The sequence below is a fragment of the Micromonospora sp. NBC_01638 genome, from assembly GCF_045209745.1.
Lineage (GTDB): Bacteria > Actinomycetota > Actinomycetes > Mycobacteriales > Micromonosporaceae > Micromonospora.
In genome coordinates this window covers 4,757,153-4,771,925 of the sequence record NZ_CP109273.1, presented here as the reverse complement: position 1 = coordinate 4,771,925, position 14,773 = coordinate 4,757,153, and the positions used below count along the sequence as shown (strand labels likewise).

18 protein-coding genes and 1 tRNA gene are annotated in these 14,773 nt (G+C 68.3%); 8 read left to right on the top strand and 11 right to left on the bottom strand.

Annotated elements, in window-relative coordinates:
• The first annotated feature begins 20 nt into the window (after nucleotides 1-20).
• Nucleotides 21-395, top strand: a complete 375-nt coding sequence (locus OG811_RS22520) for a RusA family crossover junction endodeoxyribonuclease (RefSeq protein WP_406068470.1) — start codon at nucleotides 21-23, stop codon at nucleotides 393-395.
• A gap of 195 nt (nucleotides 396-590) precedes the next feature.
• Here the strand turns inward: OG811_RS22520 and OG811_RS22515 are convergent, their stop codons facing one another.
• From OG811_RS22515 to OG811_RS22505, 3 genes are read right to left on the bottom strand one after another with little or no spacing between them, the layout of a single operon-like run.
• Nucleotides 591-818, bottom strand: a complete 228-nt coding sequence (locus OG811_RS22515) for an integrase core domain-containing protein (protein ID WP_406068468.1) — start codon at nucleotides 816-818, stop codon at nucleotides 591-593.
• 23 nt (nucleotides 819-841) lie between these two features.
• On the bottom strand, nucleotides 842-1,477 hold the full coding sequence (locus OG811_RS22510; RefSeq protein WP_406068466.1) for an IS3 family transposase: 636 nt from the start codon (nucleotides 1,475-1,477) through the stop codon (nucleotides 842-844).
• Nucleotides 1,474-1,776, bottom strand: coding sequence for a transposase (locus OG811_RS22505; protein ID WP_405433550.1), 303 nt, complete (start codon nucleotides 1,774-1,776; stop codon nucleotides 1,474-1,476). Before OG811_RS22505 ends, OG811_RS22510 begins: the two co-directional genes overlap by 4 nt.
• Before the next feature lie 998 nt (nucleotides 1,777-2,774).
• Between OG811_RS22505 and OG811_RS22500 the strand changes: the two genes are divergently transcribed.
• Nucleotides 2,775-3,365 (top strand): hypothetical protein, encoded by a 591-nt coding sequence (locus OG811_RS22500; RefSeq protein WP_406068464.1) that lies wholly within the window; start codon nucleotides 2,775-2,777, stop codon nucleotides 3,363-3,365.
• A 47-nt stretch (nucleotides 3,366-3,412) separates the two neighbouring features.
• On the opposite strand, the gene OG811_RS22495 is transcribed toward OG811_RS22500, so the two are convergent.
• Both OG811_RS22495 and OG811_RS22490 read right to left on the bottom strand, forming a co-directional pair.
• The gene (locus tag OG811_RS22495) at nucleotides 3,413-3,559 is read right to left on the bottom strand and encodes a hypothetical protein (protein WP_406068463.1); all 147 of its coding nucleotides are present in this window, start codon (nucleotides 3,557-3,559) and stop codon (nucleotides 3,413-3,415) included.
• Between the two features lie 10 nt (nucleotides 3,560-3,569).
• A complete protein-coding gene (locus tag OG811_RS22490; RefSeq protein WP_406068461.1) occupies nucleotides 3,570-4,751 on the bottom strand; it encodes an NAD(P)/FAD-dependent oxidoreductase in 1,182 nt (393 codons plus the stop codon).
• 139 nt (nucleotides 4,752-4,890) lie between these two features.
• Between OG811_RS22490 and OG811_RS22485 the strand changes: the two genes are divergently transcribed.
• Both OG811_RS22485 and OG811_RS22480 read left to right on the top strand, forming a co-directional pair.
• Nucleotides 4,891-5,637, top strand: coding sequence for a class I SAM-dependent methyltransferase (locus OG811_RS22485; protein WP_406068460.1), 747 nt, complete (start codon nucleotides 4,891-4,893; stop codon nucleotides 5,635-5,637).
• A 108-nt stretch (nucleotides 5,638-5,745) separates the two neighbouring features.
• Nucleotides 5,746-6,810, top strand: a complete 1,065-nt coding sequence (locus OG811_RS22480) for an integrase core domain-containing protein (protein WP_406068459.1) — start codon at nucleotides 5,746-5,748, stop codon at nucleotides 6,808-6,810.
• Nucleotides 6,811-6,831: 21 nt separating this feature from the next.
• Here OG811_RS22480 and OG811_RS22475 read toward each other — a convergent pair whose 3' ends face one another.
• Complete coding sequence (locus OG811_RS22475) at nucleotides 6,832-7,113, bottom strand: hypothetical protein (protein ID WP_406068457.1); 282 nt, start codon at nucleotides 7,111-7,113, stop codon at nucleotides 6,832-6,834.
• Nucleotides 7,114-7,806: 693 nt separating this feature from the next.
• Here OG811_RS22475 and OG811_RS22470 point away from each other — a divergent pair.
• Nucleotides 7,807-7,998, top strand: a complete 192-nt coding sequence (locus OG811_RS22470; protein WP_406068455.1) for a hypothetical protein — start codon at nucleotides 7,807-7,809, stop codon at nucleotides 7,996-7,998.
• Between the two features lie 7 nt (nucleotides 7,999-8,005).
• The gene (locus OG811_RS22465) at nucleotides 8,006-9,022 is read left to right on the top strand and encodes an HNH endonuclease (protein ID WP_406068453.1); all 1,017 of its coding nucleotides are present in this window, start codon (nucleotides 8,006-8,008) and stop codon (nucleotides 9,020-9,022) included.
• Nucleotides 9,023-9,422: 400 nt separating this feature from the next.
• On the opposite strand, the gene OG811_RS22460 is transcribed toward OG811_RS22465, so the two are convergent.
• A complete protein-coding gene (locus OG811_RS22460; RefSeq protein ID WP_406068452.1) occupies nucleotides 9,423-9,824 on the bottom strand; it encodes a hypothetical protein in 402 nt (133 codons plus the stop codon).
• Nucleotides 9,825-10,339: 515 nt separating this feature from the next.
• Between OG811_RS22460 and OG811_RS22455 the strand changes: the two genes are divergently transcribed.
• Nucleotides 10,340-10,543 carry a helix-turn-helix domain-containing protein gene (locus OG811_RS22455; RefSeq protein WP_406068451.1) on the top strand — a complete coding sequence of 68 codons (204 nt, stop codon included), beginning with the start codon at nucleotides 10,340-10,342 and terminating at the stop codon, nucleotides 10,541-10,543.
• Here OG811_RS22455 and OG811_RS22450 read toward each other — a convergent pair whose 3' ends face one another.
• Complete coding sequence (locus OG811_RS22450) at nucleotides 10,544-10,783, bottom strand: hypothetical protein (RefSeq protein ID WP_406068449.1); 240 nt, start codon at nucleotides 10,781-10,783, stop codon at nucleotides 10,544-10,546. It abuts the gene before it with no gap.
• A gap of 207 nt (nucleotides 10,784-10,990) precedes the next feature.
• Here OG811_RS22450 and OG811_RS22445 point away from each other — a divergent pair, with 207 nt between their 5' ends.
• The gene (locus OG811_RS22445) at nucleotides 10,991-12,172 is read left to right on the top strand and encodes a tyrosine-type recombinase/integrase (RefSeq protein ID WP_406068448.1); all 1,182 of its coding nucleotides are present in this window, start codon (nucleotides 10,991-10,993) and stop codon (nucleotides 12,170-12,172) included.
• Nucleotides 12,173-12,286: 114 nt separating this feature from the next.
• Here OG811_RS22445 and OG811_RS22440 read toward each other — a convergent pair.
• The 3 genes from OG811_RS22440 to cmk form a co-directional block, all read right to left on the bottom strand.
• A tRNA-Pro gene (locus OG811_RS22440) sits at nucleotides 12,287-12,360 on the bottom strand.
• Between the two features lie 186 nt (nucleotides 12,361-12,546).
• Nucleotides 12,547-13,953 carry a ribosome biogenesis GTPase Der gene (der, locus tag OG811_RS22435; RefSeq protein WP_406068447.1) on the bottom strand — a complete coding sequence of 469 codons (1,407 nt, stop codon included), beginning with the start codon at nucleotides 13,951-13,953 and terminating at the stop codon, nucleotides 12,547-12,549.
• The gene (cmk, locus tag OG811_RS22430) at nucleotides 13,950-14,630 is read right to left on the bottom strand and encodes a (d)CMP kinase (protein WP_406075867.1); all 681 of its coding nucleotides are present in this window, start codon (nucleotides 14,628-14,630) and stop codon (nucleotides 13,950-13,952) included. Before cmk ends, der begins: the two co-directional genes overlap by 4 nt.
• Between the last annotated feature and the right edge of the window lie 143 nt (nucleotides 14,631-14,773).

Here is a 14,773-nt window from a genome sequence, read left to right as displayed (position 1 = left end):
GGTGGCCATCATGGTCTCTCATGAGGTTCGAGACGCTCGTCATCGTGGACGTGGTGGGCCGACCGGCGAGCTACTCGTCGGCAGCCGAGGCTGCGTGGAAGGCCGCGGTCCGCGAGGCATTCACCAGGACTGGCCTGGGTCCGTGGGCGGAACGCTTCTCGGTTCTCGTCGAGTTTCGTACGCCTGAAGCGCGCAACGCCAACGAGGTGTGGGACCTCGACAACCTGATCAAGCCGACGCTGGATGCGATGGAGGGCGTCTTCGGGCGCCGAGAATGGGCCGGGCCAGCCCAAGCGGCAGACCACCGCGTCGATCATCTCGACGCGACCAAGCGCACCGTTCGGAGCGACGAAGTACCCGGCGCCCGGACCGAGGTTCGGCGCTTGGTTCAGTAACGCGAGGACGCGCACTCAAGTAGCCGCAGGCCGTGCATCATGATCGCAGCCGCGTGGCGAGTGGCGACGCGCGTACGTGCCGACGAGCGTGCGCAAGGGGACCGGAGGTCTTCAAGCCGGATTGTCATTGCGGGACGTGTCGAAGACTGATAGCGCTAGCCCTGAGGTTCCACCCCGGGACCGGACACCAGGGTTTCATGCCGCGAGGGCGTGGGTTTGACGGTAGCAGGCGCGCGTCTCGTGGGGCGTGTGGTGGTTGGGTGTCGAGTGTAGACGGTTGTGGTTGTAGTAGGTGAGGTAGGCGAAGACGTCTCGTCGGGCGTCGGCTCGGGTGGCCCAGACGCGGGTGCCGATCTCGGCTTTGAGGGTGGCGAAGAACGATTCGGCGACGGCGTTGTCGTAGCAGGAGCCGACCCGTCCCATCGACGGCCGCAAGTTCAGCCTGGTCAGGGTGGTGCGGAACTCGGTAGAGGTGTACTGGGGGATCCGCGGTCGGAGTGGAAGATCGCTTTCGGGTCGACCAGGCCGCGTTGGTGGGCGAGGGTGACGGCGTCGGCGACGAGGTCCGCGCGCATGTGTGCGGCCATGGCGTGGCCGATGACTTCGCGGGTGTGCAGGTCGATGGTGGTGGCCAGGTAGAGCCAGCCCTCAGCGGTGGGTAGGTAGGTGATGTCCCCGACGAGGCGTTGCCCGGGGGCGTCGGCGGTGAAGTCCCGCCCGATCAGGTCCGGCGCCGGCGCTGCCGTCTGGTCCTGCCGGGTCAGCGAGCGGCGTCGGCGGCGGGTGATCCCGACGATGCCCCGCTCGCGCATGATCCGCTCGACCCGTTTGCGGTTGACCCGCCGGCCACGGCGGCGCAGCTCGACGGCCACTCCCGGGGAGCCGTAGGCGCCACGGTGCCCGCCGTGGATGGCGGCGATCTCGGCGGCGAGCTGGTCCTCGGCCGCGGCACGCTGCTCACGGGCCGGCAGGGCGGTCAGCCACTCGTAGAAGCCGGGACGTCGTACCGCCAGGACGCGGCACAGCCGCTGCACGCCGTAGTCGGCGCGGTGCTCGGAGATGAACCGGTAGCGGAGGGTCATCGACCCATCTCCTTGGCAAAATAGGCGGCCGCCTTGCGCAGGATCTCCTTCTCGACCTGCAACTCGGCGACCTGCTTACGCAGCCGACGCAGCTCCTCACGCTCGTCGGCGCTCACCGGCACCTCGCCGCGACCGCGACCGCCGGCCTCGGCGGTCTTCGCGGCGTTCACCCAATTCCGCAGCGTCTCATGATTGACGCCGAGTTCCTGACCGACCTCACGCAGCGATCGACCCGACGAGCGGACCAGCTCAACAGCGTCCCTACGGAACTGCTCAGGGTACTTCGATGGACGTGGCACCAGGCCATCCTTCCCCAGACCACTGTCTGGGCTCAGGGTGTCCGGTCCGCAGGGGGAACCTCACCCAATCCCCTCCCCCATACAGGTCATAGGCCAGACTCCGCCGTTCGGTCTGCCATCGAAAGCCGCTGCGGCCAGCGTGACGGGACGCAGCGGGCTTCGGCGCCGATGGTGTCGACGAGTACCGACAGTCGCTTTCCGGGGCGGATGGTCAGACCAGCCTCCACGATCATTTCGATAAGGGGGCCCACCGGAACGAGCCGACGATCATCCATCCGCCGAATCGTGGCTCTTGGCGAATGCCTGGCCGCAAACGGGGTAGATCCGATCAACTGGGGCAAGGGGGCATGATGGCGGGATGGTGGCTGACGGGATCCTTGGCCGACGGCATCACTGACTGGCCAAGGGCAGTGCTCGTCGCCGTCAGGGCGGACAATGGCGCTGGTGACAGCGGCGTGTGCAGCGAGCTGTTGTTGACCGAACTGCGGCGGCTGGCAGACACCGACAGTTGTTGCCGTCGTAGCTGCCATCCTGCAGAACCGACACCGGCCGGACCCCAGCGCCTATGTCGCCACCCTCGCCCCTGCGGTCCGTCGGCTGAGGCTCGATGACATGGCCGCTACCTTGACCGACACCATCGCTTTCGTGCGTCACCTTCCGCACGAACTGGTCGACGCCGCGGCGCCGGACGCACTGATCCCACTTGCCACTGTGCACACCGTGCTGGGTGAGATCAGGCCGCGGGACGTACCGGAGCTCTTGCTGATGAACAACACGGACATTGCACCTCGCGACCGATCGACTGCATCGCGACGTGCCTGTCCGCACGCTCTACCAAGTCTCGCCGCCAACCGGCGCCGGCTTTGAAGAGCGCGGGCGGCCGTGACAGCACCGGTCAGCACGATCACGCAGAGCCCGGCGGGCATCGTCATGAGGAGTGGAGCGACATGACAGGCTCTCCTGCCCGGTACATATTGCGTCGGAGACGACCGCCGGCGATGACCGGAGGTCGTTCGCGGCGCGGTCGTCGCAATCGAAGCACCACAGAGCCCGCGGGGCGCCGCCCCCTGACGCGGCTGACCGTCGCCAGCCTGGCGGCACACGTCGTCTTCGAGCTGGGAGCTGGCGTCGGTCTGCCGCTCGCCTCGGTATTCGGTCCATACGCCGCCACGGGTTTCTGGACACTCGTTACCGGCGGCGTCTGGGTAGCGAGCGGTCGCGATGCGTCCGCTGACAAACTGTTGGCGGCGGCGAACGGCTTCGGGCTGGCCGCGAACTCGGCTCACCTGCTCGGCTGGCCGACTCGTGGCACAAAGGCAGGTCTGCCCTGGTTGGAGGATTGCGAGGGCCTGGGGCCCGAGCTGATGCCCTTCTACAACCCGATCCTCTACTTTTCCGGCGCGACGGGCCTGCTCGCCATCGTCCGTGAGAACCGCACCGCGCGCGTGCACATACCGATGGCAATGCTCGGACTCGTGCCGGTACTCATCGCGTTCCAGCATTGGGAGCACCGGCGATTGCGGAGGCAGGCCCACACCCGTCCCGCGTGGTGGAGCCGCCGGCTGCGGCGGCTGGCCTCCACACCATGACCCGGAACGCCCTCATTGTCGCGGCGCTTAACCACCGGTAAGTCCAGTCACCGACGATGGGGGCCGACGGCGATCTCGCTGACCGACGGGCCCCGGATCGGCAATGCCATGGGCAGCGCGTCGGCGGCAAGCCGGGTCAGAAGATCGCCGCGCTCCCAGCATCGGCGCGACGTGGCGATCACGTCGGCCGGCATGGTACACGTGCTAGCTCAGGCTGCGCTGAGCTGCGAAGGGCGTCGGTTCGGCCGGCGTGAACTGAGTCGCGAACCAGTTCGCCGCCGCACTGCGCCGGACAGCCGCACTGATGGCGCGCGTGGATGCCATCGCGAGCCGCCGGTGTCGGCTGGGTAGCGCGTCCGTGGCTAGGTCGTTCCAGTACAACCCCCACGCACCGGCGACCACCCGGTCAATTCCCGGCACCGACAGTACCCGCGATGTGACCGACACCGCGAGCGGATGCTTGACCATGCCAGCGTGCACCGGCGCGTTCGCGCGATGGTGGCGCACGGCGTTGTCGAGGTAGGTGAGGTAGTGGCGGCTGGCGTCGCGCGGTCCGGCCGCCAGGATGGCGTTCGCGGCGGCGCACCCGCTGGCCATGGCCTGAGCGATTCCCTCTCCCTGCAACGGGTTGATGAGACCGGCCGCGTCACCGACGAGAAGTACTCCCCGACCGGCCGGTACCGTGCCCAGCACACCCATCTTCAGCCAGCCGCCGGTACGGGAGCGCACGTCGGACCGGGGTACCAGCCCTTGGCGCGTGAGATGGGCGAGGAAGTCATCCAACTGCTCGCCGGCACGCCGGCTCGCCCCGCGATCGTTCCCGAACGCCAGGCCGAGGCCCACGTTTGCCCCGTTGCCCGACGTCGGAAAGACCCAGCCGTAGCCGGGGAAGAGGCGCCAGGGTCGAGGCTCCCACAGCACGATGTGCGGCAGGTCCACCTCCGCGTCCAGGTAGCCGCGCAGCGCGAACCCCCACAGCGCCTTCGCGGAGTCGACCAGCCCCGCCTGCTGTGCGACCGAACTGGTGGCGCCGTCCGCGCCCACGACCACGTCCCCCCGGATTGCAGCGCCGCCGCTCAACTGCACGCCGTCGACCACATCCTGCTCGTACAGGAGCCCGGTGACGCGCTTGTGCACGGCGTGGGCGCCAGCCGCGATCGCCATGTCGAACAGGCACGCATCGAACACTTCGCGCGTCACGGCCATGGCGTGGTCGGCGTAGTTGCTTCCAGGCAGGGCGGGCAGCAGCACCCGCTGGTTGTTCGGCGCAACGACGATCATGTCCCCGAGCGGCCGCGCGCCCGGAATCGAGACGCCCAACTCGTTGAGCAGGTGGACGCCGCGGGGGCCGACCAGGTCGCCGCAGGCTTTTTCCCGAGGAAACACCCGCCGGTCGACCAGCGCGACCTCGCCCCAGCGCGGGCCAGGACGAGCGCGACGATGCTACCGGCTGGGCCCGCGCCGACCACTATGGCGTCGTGACGTCGCATACAGTGAGTCATACCCCCGTGAGGGAGGAGGCGGTATGGACAGCCTACAGCGATCCCGCACCGAGCCGAACGTGTTCGCGAGGGAACTCTTCCAGGGACTGCCTGCCCGATACGACCTGCTCGCCGAGGTGCTCTCGTTCGGGCAGAACCATCGCTGGCAACGTGCGATGGTCGACGCCGTGCTGCGGATGAACGGCTCCTCGGGGCGGGTGCTGGACGTCGCCGCCGGTACCGCCGGCGTCTCGCTGATGCTCACCGACCGCAGCGATGTGACGACGACCGGCATCGATGTCAGCGCGGAGATGCTGCTCCGCGGTCAACGCCGCGTCAGCCGGCGCGAGCGGGACAACCGGATCCGTCTCGTGCTGGGAAGGGCCGAGCAACTGCCGTTCCCGGATGACAGCTTCGACGCCCTGACCTTCACCTACCTGCTGCGGTATGTCGCCGACCCGGCCGCCACGTTGCAGGAGCTGTTCCGCGTGGTGCGGCCCGGCGGGGCAGTCGCCAGCCTGGAGTTTCTTGTCCCCAGCAATCCGGTGTGGAAGGCCGGCTGGATCGGGTACACCCGCGCCGTGCTGCCCGTCGCGGGCTTCGTCACGGGTGGGCGCGAGTGGGCCGAGGTGGGCCGTTTCCTCGGGCCTTCGATCAGCGAGCACTATCGCCGCTACCCCGTCGAGTGGACGGTCGCGGCCTGGAAAGCGGCCGGGGCCGAGGACGTGACCGTACGCCGGATGAGCCTGGGCGGCGGGCTGGTGATGTGGGGAAGGAAATCCGGTGATTGACGAGCCACCCGCAGCGGACGCTCCGGACGTTGAAGGCGTGTACGGTGCCAATACCTGTCGCACCTGCTGTGAGCTGGGGCTTCGCGGGAATGAGGCACCTTCGTGGTCATGGTCTTCCAACTGATCTATCTGGTCGCGATCCGCCTGTTCGACGCTCTGCTCCTCGCGGCTCGCAGCGACCGCGCGGTGCTCGCGGAGCTGCTGGCCCTGCGCCACGAGGTCGCGGTGCTGCGCCGTCAGATCCACGGCCGACCACGACTGTCCTGGCCAGACCGGGCGATCCTGTCCGCGCTTACCCGCCGCCTGCCCCGCGCGGTCCGCATCCACCGGATCGTGACCCCGGCGACCCTGCTGGCCTGGCACCGCCGGCTGGTCCAACGCCGCTGGACCTACCCCCACCGCGGCGGCCGACCACCCGTCAGCGACGAGATCCGCGAGCTCATCCGCCGGATGGCCCGGGACAATCCCCGCTGGGGCCACAAGAGAATTCAGGGCGAGCTGCTCGGACTGGGCCACCGCGTCGGCCTCGGCACCATCCGCCGAATCCTGGCACGTGGCCGCCTCGGCCCCGCACCCCGCCAGACCGACACCTCCTGGCGAACGTTCCTGCGCGCCCAGGCCACCGGCCTGCTGGCCACCGACTTCTTCCACGTCGATACCGTGTGGCTGCGCCGGCTGTACGTGCTGGTCGTCATGGAGATCGCCACCCGCCGGGTACACCTGCTCGGCGTGACCGAGCACCCGACCCAGGCATGGGTGATCCAGCAGGCCCGCAACCTGCTCATGGACCTCGGAGAGCGCACCAGCGACTTCCGGTTCCTAATCCGCGACCGCGACACCAAGTACGGGCGGAGCTTCGACGCGGTCCTGACCGCAGACGGCATACGGGTGGTGAAGACGCCGCCGCGCACACCGAGGGCGAACTGCTTCGTGGAGCGCTGGGGCCGCAGCATGCGCGAGGAGTGCACAGACCACCTCCTCATCTACAGCGAACGGCACGCCAGGACGGTACTGACCGAGTACGTCCGACACTTCAATGATCACCGGCCGCACCAAGGCCACGGACAGATGCCACCCAACCATGACCCGGACGTCGTCGTGCCAATCGACGGCGTCGTCCGACGCCGACGGCGGCTGGGAGGAATCATCAACGAGTACCGCCGAGCCGCCTGAACGAATCCTTAAAACCGCTGGTCAGCAGCCGGAATCTAGTTTTGGCACCGTACAGGCGAACAGCTCGTGTTGCAGGTCGCGCAGGTCACTGTTCACACCGCCGGGCGCCTGGCCGGCAGACGCGGCGGCGACGGCGGCCTTCGCCGCGTAGCCCGTTGGAGTCAGCTGTGCAGCCGCTGCCGCCGCCTCGATCGAGGCCTTCTCTTCGTCGGAGAGCCGGAGCAGCACCGCATGCGGGCGGGCCGGCCGATTGTGCGCACGGTGCCGCGCCTTCCGGGGCCAGGCGGGCTGATCGCTGTCCATTGCCGCCACAGTGCACCCTGGGCGTTGCCGGCGACGTGAGCATCCGGGGCTACCGGCACCTGCCGGACTGTTGACGTACGGGTCGCATGCCCAACCCCGTACGACTGGACGGCCCTCAATCCGCCGTGCCCGCCCACGCCCCCCAAATCAAGAAGACCTCGACGTGGATCAGTGGTGCGGGGCCTGGCGTCGTGGCCCTGGAGGCCAAGCTGGCGCTCGCACGACCTGCCGGCGTCGATGCGGTTCTCGGCGAGCGCCCCGGTAGTGATTCGGGACCAAGCCGACCCGCACCGCAGCCGCGCAGCGGCGAGGAGCGGAAGCGGCGCGGTAGTAGGGGTTGTCCGGCTGCCTTCACGGCAGCGACGTGCACCAGGCTGAGGCTCAGGTGGCCTCGTTCATCCGTACCTACCTGGTCACGTGCTCCCGTACGCCGACGCGGGCACGGCCTCGCCTCCATTGCCGATCTGCGACCGCGCCCGGTCGCAGATCGATAAGCAATGGCCATATCTTGCTCCAACCACGGCGAGTTTCACCGGATGAACAGACGCCGTCGTACGCATGTTCAGTTCAGCATGGGACGGCTGCGGTCTCCGCGGCTTGTTAGTCGCGCCGGCGACCTGCAGCGTTGTGAGCCGGTCGGCGCGCTCAGCGATACCGCAGAGCAGGCGCTCGGCTTTGGCTATCATGCTCCGCATGCGCGTTCCCGGTTGGCTGAACGACACCCGGACTTCCGACGACACCGTGGCGGTTAGCTACGCCGGCCTGCTGCGGGACGCCCTCACCAGCGAGCCGTTCCAGCGGGCATCCAGGCACTCTTCGCCGAGCTGGTGCACGCTCAGGGAAACGGGCCGGTCGCCGATGCCGGCCGCGGTCCGGGCCGGATAACCGCCTAATGACCGCCCGCCGCCGCGCCCCGCGTGTCCGCTACGGCGGCGGCGACGACCGCCTGCTCAGGCTGGCGTTGCTGCAGGAGTGGGGTTGGCGCTGCTACTGGCGGAACGAGCCACTCACTGTCACCACCGCCCAGATCGACCACATCATCGCGCGCACCGTGAGTCCAGCTCGTCTCGCGGAGCTGATCGGCCTTCACAATCTGCCCGCCGGCTTCGACCTGCACACGCCCGAGAACCTCGCGCCGATCTGCGCCTCCTGCAACAACGAGAAGCGCGACGATGACTACCTCGAAGTGCCTGCCGTGTCCAGGTACCTCGAGAAGGCGCGACGGTGCGCTCCCCTAGTGGTCCGCCGGGTGCAGGACCACACTACGACCGTCGCCGTCGGTCGCGCTCTCACCGAAGCCGCGACCGCGGACCTGACGAGGCCGCAGGCCCGGCAGGAGTTCCTGGACCACGCTCCAGCGATCGTGCAGACCCTGGCCCTGCTTGATGAGGACAAAGCCGCCGACTACCTGGTTGACCGGAGCTTCGACATCAACGACACGACTGTGCCGCTCTCCCTCGACGCCCGTGGCCGCGCCGCCGAGGCCATCATTGCGTCGCTCTGCGGCGGCAATCTGGCCCACGCCGTGTCCACCGGCATGAATCAGTTGCTGGACGAGCTCACCGACAAGGTGACCCAACGGTTCCACCAGAGAGGGTCGGAGGACGCCGACTGGATGCCCGCCACCACAGACCGGCTCACGGTCTCTCTCGAACTCACCGACCACGCCCGTGACGGCCATCTCTTCCACGTGGACCTCACCGGGACCCTGTCCGCCGATTTCACTGCGACCGCCGTCCAAAGCGACCAGTGGGGCGACAGCCTGATACAACTTGACGCCTGGGCCGTCGAAGACTGCACCTTCATCCTTTCCCTCGTCTGGGACCTCCGGTTCACGGACGACCCAGACGGCGAGGTCACCATTGACTTCACCGAGCTCTATAGCGACTACACCGTCTCCCAATCCTGATCCCGCGCGACACAGCCCTAACCGGTCCTCGAACCCATTCTTCGAACGGATCCCGATCGAGGCCTGGACCGGCGCCGAACTTCATCACCTGGTCCAGCCCGAACCGGTCCTCCCGCCGGGCCTGCCACAACGCCACACCAGCAGAACGATCAACTCGTCCGGTCGTCGACGCGCAACTCGACCCTCCAGATCCGGCGCTTGCGCAGGTCATCGCGGAGTTCGCCGGGCTCGTACGACATGGCGTCCATACACCGGGCGTCCACGGCGCGGTGCCGCCGATCCAAAGATCGGATGGCGGCCGGAACGTCGTCCAGCCCGAGCCGTGGATGGGCATTACGCCGGCCAGGAAGACATCGATCGGCATCCCTAGAGTCGCCGCGCGACCGGCGGCCGCGGAGCCTCAACTAGGCGGGATGGTGAGCCGCCAGTTCACCGTCCGCTTGCTGTCGTTGCCGCTCTGCGCTAACCAACCGGTGAAGAACAGCCGATCCATCGATCCGGAAACCACTGTCGAAACAAACCGGTCGAACTTTAACGACCAGCTCTGAGGGTCTTCCTCGGTGCGCATGACCCCGGACAGGTGATGCTCGTACCACACGTCCGGCCGGAAGTAGAGCAGCTGGCCGCTCTCGTCGGCGGCAGCAGAAAGCCCCTCGCAAACGAAGTACATGGCGTCGTCGCCCTCGAACGCAATCCGTGTGTATTCAACCCAGTCCTCAGGGGCGACGAACACGGCGTCGACCAGGTGGCACCACCCCTCGTCGTCCTCCACCATGTCGGTGCCCTCGAAGTGCTCGACCATGTCCGCTCTTCCTCGCTCTCGCTGTCGCAGCACTCGGTCTCCCCGGTCGGCCGAGCACCTTTGCCAGAAGGGCTCGACCGGAAGGGGTCAAAATTCAGCCCGGAACCACGGGGTCAGTTTCAGGCGGAGCCAACAACCTCACCCTCGCGGGGGAGATCGTGTCGCTCGGCGAGATCGCGAGAGTAGGTGATCCTCGCCGACCGCCACATCACCCGACCTGGCGCAATCAAGCTGCCGAGCTGCCATCCCGTGAATCTGCGGCCAAGCCGGTTGCGCTGCCGTCAATGCTCTCGGTAGTGACGGTTGCCGGATGACGAGGCGCTACCAGCGCTCTGGCCTACGAGCCGAGGAGAGGTAGCGCCACAAGCAACACGCAGACCGGATGGTCGTGTCGAGGCATGCCAGACCGTAACTCTCCAGCCGGACGCCCCGGCGTCCGCTCCCCTCGACCTAAGGAGCAGGGTGATGACCGTCAGCACTCTCAACACCGGGACGAGCTACTCCAACTACCCGCGATGGTCGATCTCGCGACCGCCGCTCGCGCTCTCGGCGTCGGCCGCACGAAGGCATACGAACTGGCGAAGAGCGGCGCCTTCCCCTGCCCGGTGCTACGGATCGGAACCACCTACCGCGTACGCACGGCGGACCTGCTCAGGCTCGTCGGCATCGAACGGCAGCAGCCCGGCCGCGAGGACCCTCCAGCCCGGACGGACACCTGACTACGTCTCTCGCTGACGGCCCGCCTCGTCGGGCGCAGCGGCCGCCCACGCCGGCCGGTACCGCCCGGCGAGCACGTCGTCGACGAGCAGCGCGACAATCCCGGACGGCGTGAGGTCAGGCCGCATCACCGCCAGCCTTTCCATCTCGGAAGGTGTGAGCCGGATCTTGACCTGCTGATCCCGCTTCTCGCGCGCCGGCAACGGCGGCAGGTTCTCGGCGACAGGACGCTGTCGCGGCATGCCTCAACTCCTCGGCGAGCACAAACGGCTGGATGACGAGTTGAGGTTCCCACATCTCACATCGCCTATCACCAACCGCCAACGCGCGTGCTATCTCAGGCCCGCTATTTGGTACCGCTTTTAGGTACCATTGCATCAAGCTCGCTGTCGCCTCAAACACTGAAGGCAGGGCGCCAGCCCCAGCCCAGAGAAAGGAACAAGACCGACGTGAGCACCTCGGACCCGATCAAGAAGGTCACTCTTCGCAGCGGCAAGACCCGTTACCGGTTCGTCGTTGACGTCGGGCGCAAGCCGGACGGACGACGAGACCAGCGGACCTACACCTTCGACACCAGGAAGAAGGCCAAGGCGGAGTACGCGAGGATCAAGCACGAGACCGACCGCGGCACGTACGTCAAGCCCGGCAAGATCACCGTTGACGAGTTTCTCGACGAGTGGTTGACGTCCGCCACCCGCGATGTCGAGAAGGCCACCGCAGCGAACTACCGCGACGCGCTCCTCCCGGTTCGAGCCCGTCTCGGCAGTAAGCCGCTCCAGGACGTCACCGAGGCCGACATCGAGGCGCTGATCGACTGGATGCTGACGGAGGGGCGGCGCCGCGGCGGCAAGCCGGGAACCGGGCTGGGTGTCCGATCGGTGCGCCTGACTCTCGGTCGGCTCCGAACGGCACTGAACGTCGCGGTTCGCCGCCAGCTCGTGGTGCGGAACGTCGCAGCGTTCGTGGCTATCCCGAGGGCAGCGGCGAAGGCTGCTACTGAGGCACGGGCGGAGCGCAAGCCCTGGACCCAGGAGGAGGTGAAGGCGTTCCTAACCGGCATCACCGGCGAACGCCTGTACGCACCCTGCCTGCTGTCACTGATGGGCCTGCGACCCGCTGAAGTATGTGGCCTGCGCTGGTCCGATGTCGACTTCGAGGCCGGCACGATCGCGGCCGGGGAGAACACGCGGACGCTCGTCGACGGCGAGATCGAGGAGAAGGCGGCCAAGTCCGCAGCCGGCAAGCGCGGGCTACCAATGCCGGCGACGGTCACCAAGGCGCTGAAGTCGTTCCAGACCTTGCAGAAGAAGGAGCGCCTGAAGGCGGGCGACGTCTACGTCGACAGCGGCTACGTCTTGGTCAACGAACTCGGTCAGCCGCAACGTACCGACTGGCTCCGCCGCCGGGTGTACGAGCTGATGGCAAAGGTCGGGGTCCGCAAGGTCCGGCCGTACGACGCCCGGCACGCCTGCCTGACCTACCTCGCTGGCGCCGGAGTACCGGACGTCGTGCTGGCGGCCTGGGCCGGTCACGCGGACGGCGGCACGCTGGCCAAGCGGGTCTACGTCCACCCGGACAGCAGCCACCTGAAGGTGGCGGCCGAGCACCTCGAATCGGGCCTGTTCGGCTGACTCCCGTGACACGAAACTTAGCAGTACGCGCGTACGTGATGAATTGTGAGACGGAACAGCAAGAAGGCCTCGACCCACCGAAGTGAATCAAGGCCCTGACATGCTTTTTTACTGTCGGGACGGCCGGATTCGAACCGACGACCCCTTGACCCCCAGTCAAGTGCGCTACCAAGCTGCGCCACGTCCCGCCCTCGCGCGGTTTCCCCCGCGACAACCGCTACAGCTTAGCGCAGCAGCCCCAGGTCGTCCGCACAGGCCCCACCCGGATCGAGAGTCGCCCGAACCACCGCACAACCCCTACAGCATCCTAGGAGAGTGGGGTAGGAAATGCCGGATGGGCGCGAGGGCCCATCCGGCATTTTCCGACGTACGGGTCAGCCGTGCGCCTTGCCTCGACCGCCAGGGCCGACCTTCTTGCGGGGACGGACTGAGATCTCGATGGGGCTGCCCTCGTACCCGAATTCCTCGCGGAGCTTGCGCTCGACGAAGCGCTGGTAGCCGGCGTCGAGCGGGCCGGTGGTGAAGAGCACGAACCGGGGCGGCGCCACCCCGGCCTGCGTCGCGAACAGGATCCGCGGCGCGCGCCCACCACGCACGGGGTGGGGGGTGGCCTGCACCAGCGCGGTCAGCCACTGGTTGAGATGCGCGGTGGGCACCCGGGTTTCCCAGCTGGCCAGGGCCTTGTTCAGCGCCGGAGCCAGCTTGTCCACCGCACGCCCGGTCATCGCCGACAGGTTCAAGCGGATCGCCCAGGGGATGCGGCGCAACTCCCGGTCGATCTCCTTGTCCAGGTAGTACCGGCGGTCGGCGTCGACCAGGTCCCACTTGTTGAACGCGATGACCAGCGCCCGACCCGACTCGGTCACCATCGACAGGATCCGCTGGTCCTGCTCGCTGATCGGCTCGCTGGAGTCCAGCAGCACCACGGCCACCTCGGCGGCCTCGATCGCGCCGGCGGTACGCAGGCTGGCGTAGTACTCGGTGCCGCTGGCCTTACCGACCCGCTTGCGCAACCCGGCCGTGTCCACCAACTGCCAGGTCTGACCGCCGATGTCGACCAGGCTGTCCACCGGGTCCACAGTGGTGCCGGCCACCGAGTCGACGACCGCCCGCTCCTCACCGGAGAACCGGTTGAGCAGGCTGGACTTGCCCACGTTCGGCCGCCCGACCAGCGCCACCCGACGCGGTCCGCGCGGCCGGTTCTCCACGATCGTCGGCGCTTCCGGCAGCCCGGCGAGGATGGCGTCCAGCAGGTCGCCGGAGCCCCGCCCGTGCAGCGCGGAGACCGGGAAAGGCTCCCCGAGACCGAGCGACCAGAGCGAGGTCGCCTCCATCTCGATGGAGGTGTTGTCGGCCTTGTTCGCCACCAGGATCACCGGCTTGGCGCTGCGCCGCAGCATCTTCACCGCGGCTTCGTCCACGTCGGTGGAGCCGACCATCGCGTCGACCACGAAGAGAACCACGTCGGCGGTGACGACCGCCGTCTCGGCCTGCGCCGCGATGGCCGCGGCCCGGTCCTTGGCGTCCGGCTCCCAGCCGCCGGTGTCCACCACGGTGAACGCCCGGCCGTTCCACTGCGCGTCGTACGGCACCCGGTCCCGGGTCACACCGGGTACGTCCTCGACGACCGCCTGCCGGCGGCCGATGATCCGGTTGACCAGGGTGGACTTGCCCACGTTGGGGCGGCCGACCACGGCCACCACCGGCTGCGGGCCGGTCGGCTCCTCGACGGCGACGTCGGGCTCACGCAACTCGATCCACCCGGCACCCTCGCTACTCATGCGACACCCCGCTCGGTGAGCAGGTCGCGCAGCCGCGCCACGACCTCGTCGATGCCCAGCTCGGTGGTGTCCAGCACCACCGCGTCGGGCGCCTGCGCCAGCGGATTGACCTTGCGGGTCGAGTCGAGACGGTCTCGCCGCGCCAGGTCAGCGGCGGTGGCCGCCACATCGGCGGCGTCCTCGGCGCTGCGCCGGGCCGCACGGGCCGCCTCGGAGGCGGTCAGGAAGACCTTCAGGTCGGCGTCCGGCGCCACGACCGCGCCGATGTCACGCCCCTCGACCACCATCCGACCGGCGTTGACGATCATCTCGCGCTGGCGGGCGACCAGCAGCTCGCGGACCGCCGGCACCGCGGCGACGGCGGAGACCGCCCCGGTCACCTCTGTGCCACGGATCTCCGCGTCCACGCCCACGCCGTCGACGGTCACGCCGTACCCCTGCGGGTCGGTGCCGATGCGCAGGTCGGCCTCGCTGGCGACCTTGGCCACCGACGCGGCGTCGGCGAGATCCACGCCGGAGCGCAGCACGGCCCACGTGATCGCCCGGTACATCGCCCCGGTGTCCAGGTAACGCGCACCGATGCCGGCGGCGAGCCGCCGCGACACGGTGGACTTACCCGAACCGGACGGCCCGTCCACAGCGACCACACATCGCCCGGCCCGTACGTTTTCCTCCACCGTGTCCTCCTCAGCCCGTACCTCGCGGATCGCCCGGTGATCTGGCGCCGCAAGCGGTTGTCCATCGTCATCAATCATGCCCGGGTCCTCTGCTGGACCCGCGCGCGACACCGCCGGAGGCGACCCACGCCACCTCCAGCGGC

What these genes read in the sequence shown, in the direction of transcription:
- OG811_RS22520 (WP_406068470.1), top strand. Translation starts at nt 21, where the DNA reads ATGAGGTTCGAGACGCTCGTCATCGTGGACGTGGTGGGCCGACCGGCG.
- OG811_RS22515 (WP_406068468.1), bottom strand. Translation starts at nt 818, where the DNA reads ATGGGACGGGTCGGCTCCTGCTACGACAACGCCGTCGCCGAATCGTTC.
- OG811_RS22510 (WP_406068466.1), bottom strand. Translation starts at nt 1,477, where the DNA reads ATGACCCTCCGCTACCGGTTCATCTCCGAGCACCGCGCCGACTACGGC.
- OG811_RS22500 (WP_406068464.1), top strand. Translation starts at nt 2,775, where the DNA reads ATGACCGGAGGTCGTTCGCGGCGCGGTCGTCGCAATCGAAGCACCACA.
- OG811_RS22495 (WP_406068463.1), bottom strand. Translation starts at nt 3,559, where the DNA reads ATGCCGGCCGACGTGATCGCCACGTCGCGCCGATGCTGGGAGCGCGGC.
- OG811_RS22485 (WP_406068460.1), top strand. Translation starts at nt 4,891, where the DNA reads ATGGACAGCCTACAGCGATCCCGCACCGAGCCGAACGTGTTCGCGAGG.
- OG811_RS22480 (WP_406068459.1), top strand. Translation starts at nt 5,746, where the DNA reads ATGGTCTTCCAACTGATCTATCTGGTCGCGATCCGCCTGTTCGACGCT.
- OG811_RS22475 (WP_406068457.1), bottom strand. Translation starts at nt 7,113, where the DNA reads ATGGACAGCGATCAGCCCGCCTGGCCCCGGAAGGCGCGGCACCGTGCG.
- OG811_RS22470 (WP_406068455.1), top strand. Translation starts at nt 7,807, where the DNA reads ATGCGCGTTCCCGGTTGGCTGAACGACACCCGGACTTCCGACGACACC.
- OG811_RS22465 (WP_406068453.1), top strand. Translation starts at nt 8,006, where the DNA reads ATGACCGCCCGCCGCCGCGCCCCGCGTGTCCGCTACGGCGGCGGCGAC.
- OG811_RS22460 (WP_406068452.1), bottom strand. Translation starts at nt 9,824, where the DNA reads ATGGTCGAGCACTTCGAGGGCACCGACATGGTGGAGGACGACGAGGGG.
- OG811_RS22455 (WP_406068451.1), top strand. Translation starts at nt 10,340, where the DNA reads ATGGTCGATCTCGCGACCGCCGCTCGCGCTCTCGGCGTCGGCCGCACG.
- OG811_RS22450 (WP_406068449.1), bottom strand. Translation starts at nt 10,783, where the DNA reads ATGCCGCGACAGCGTCCTGTCGCCGAGAACCTGCCGCCGTTGCCGGCG.
- der (WP_406068447.1), bottom strand. Translation starts at nt 13,953, where the DNA reads ATGAGTAGCGAGGGTGCCGGGTGGATCGAGTTGCGTGAGCCCGACGTC.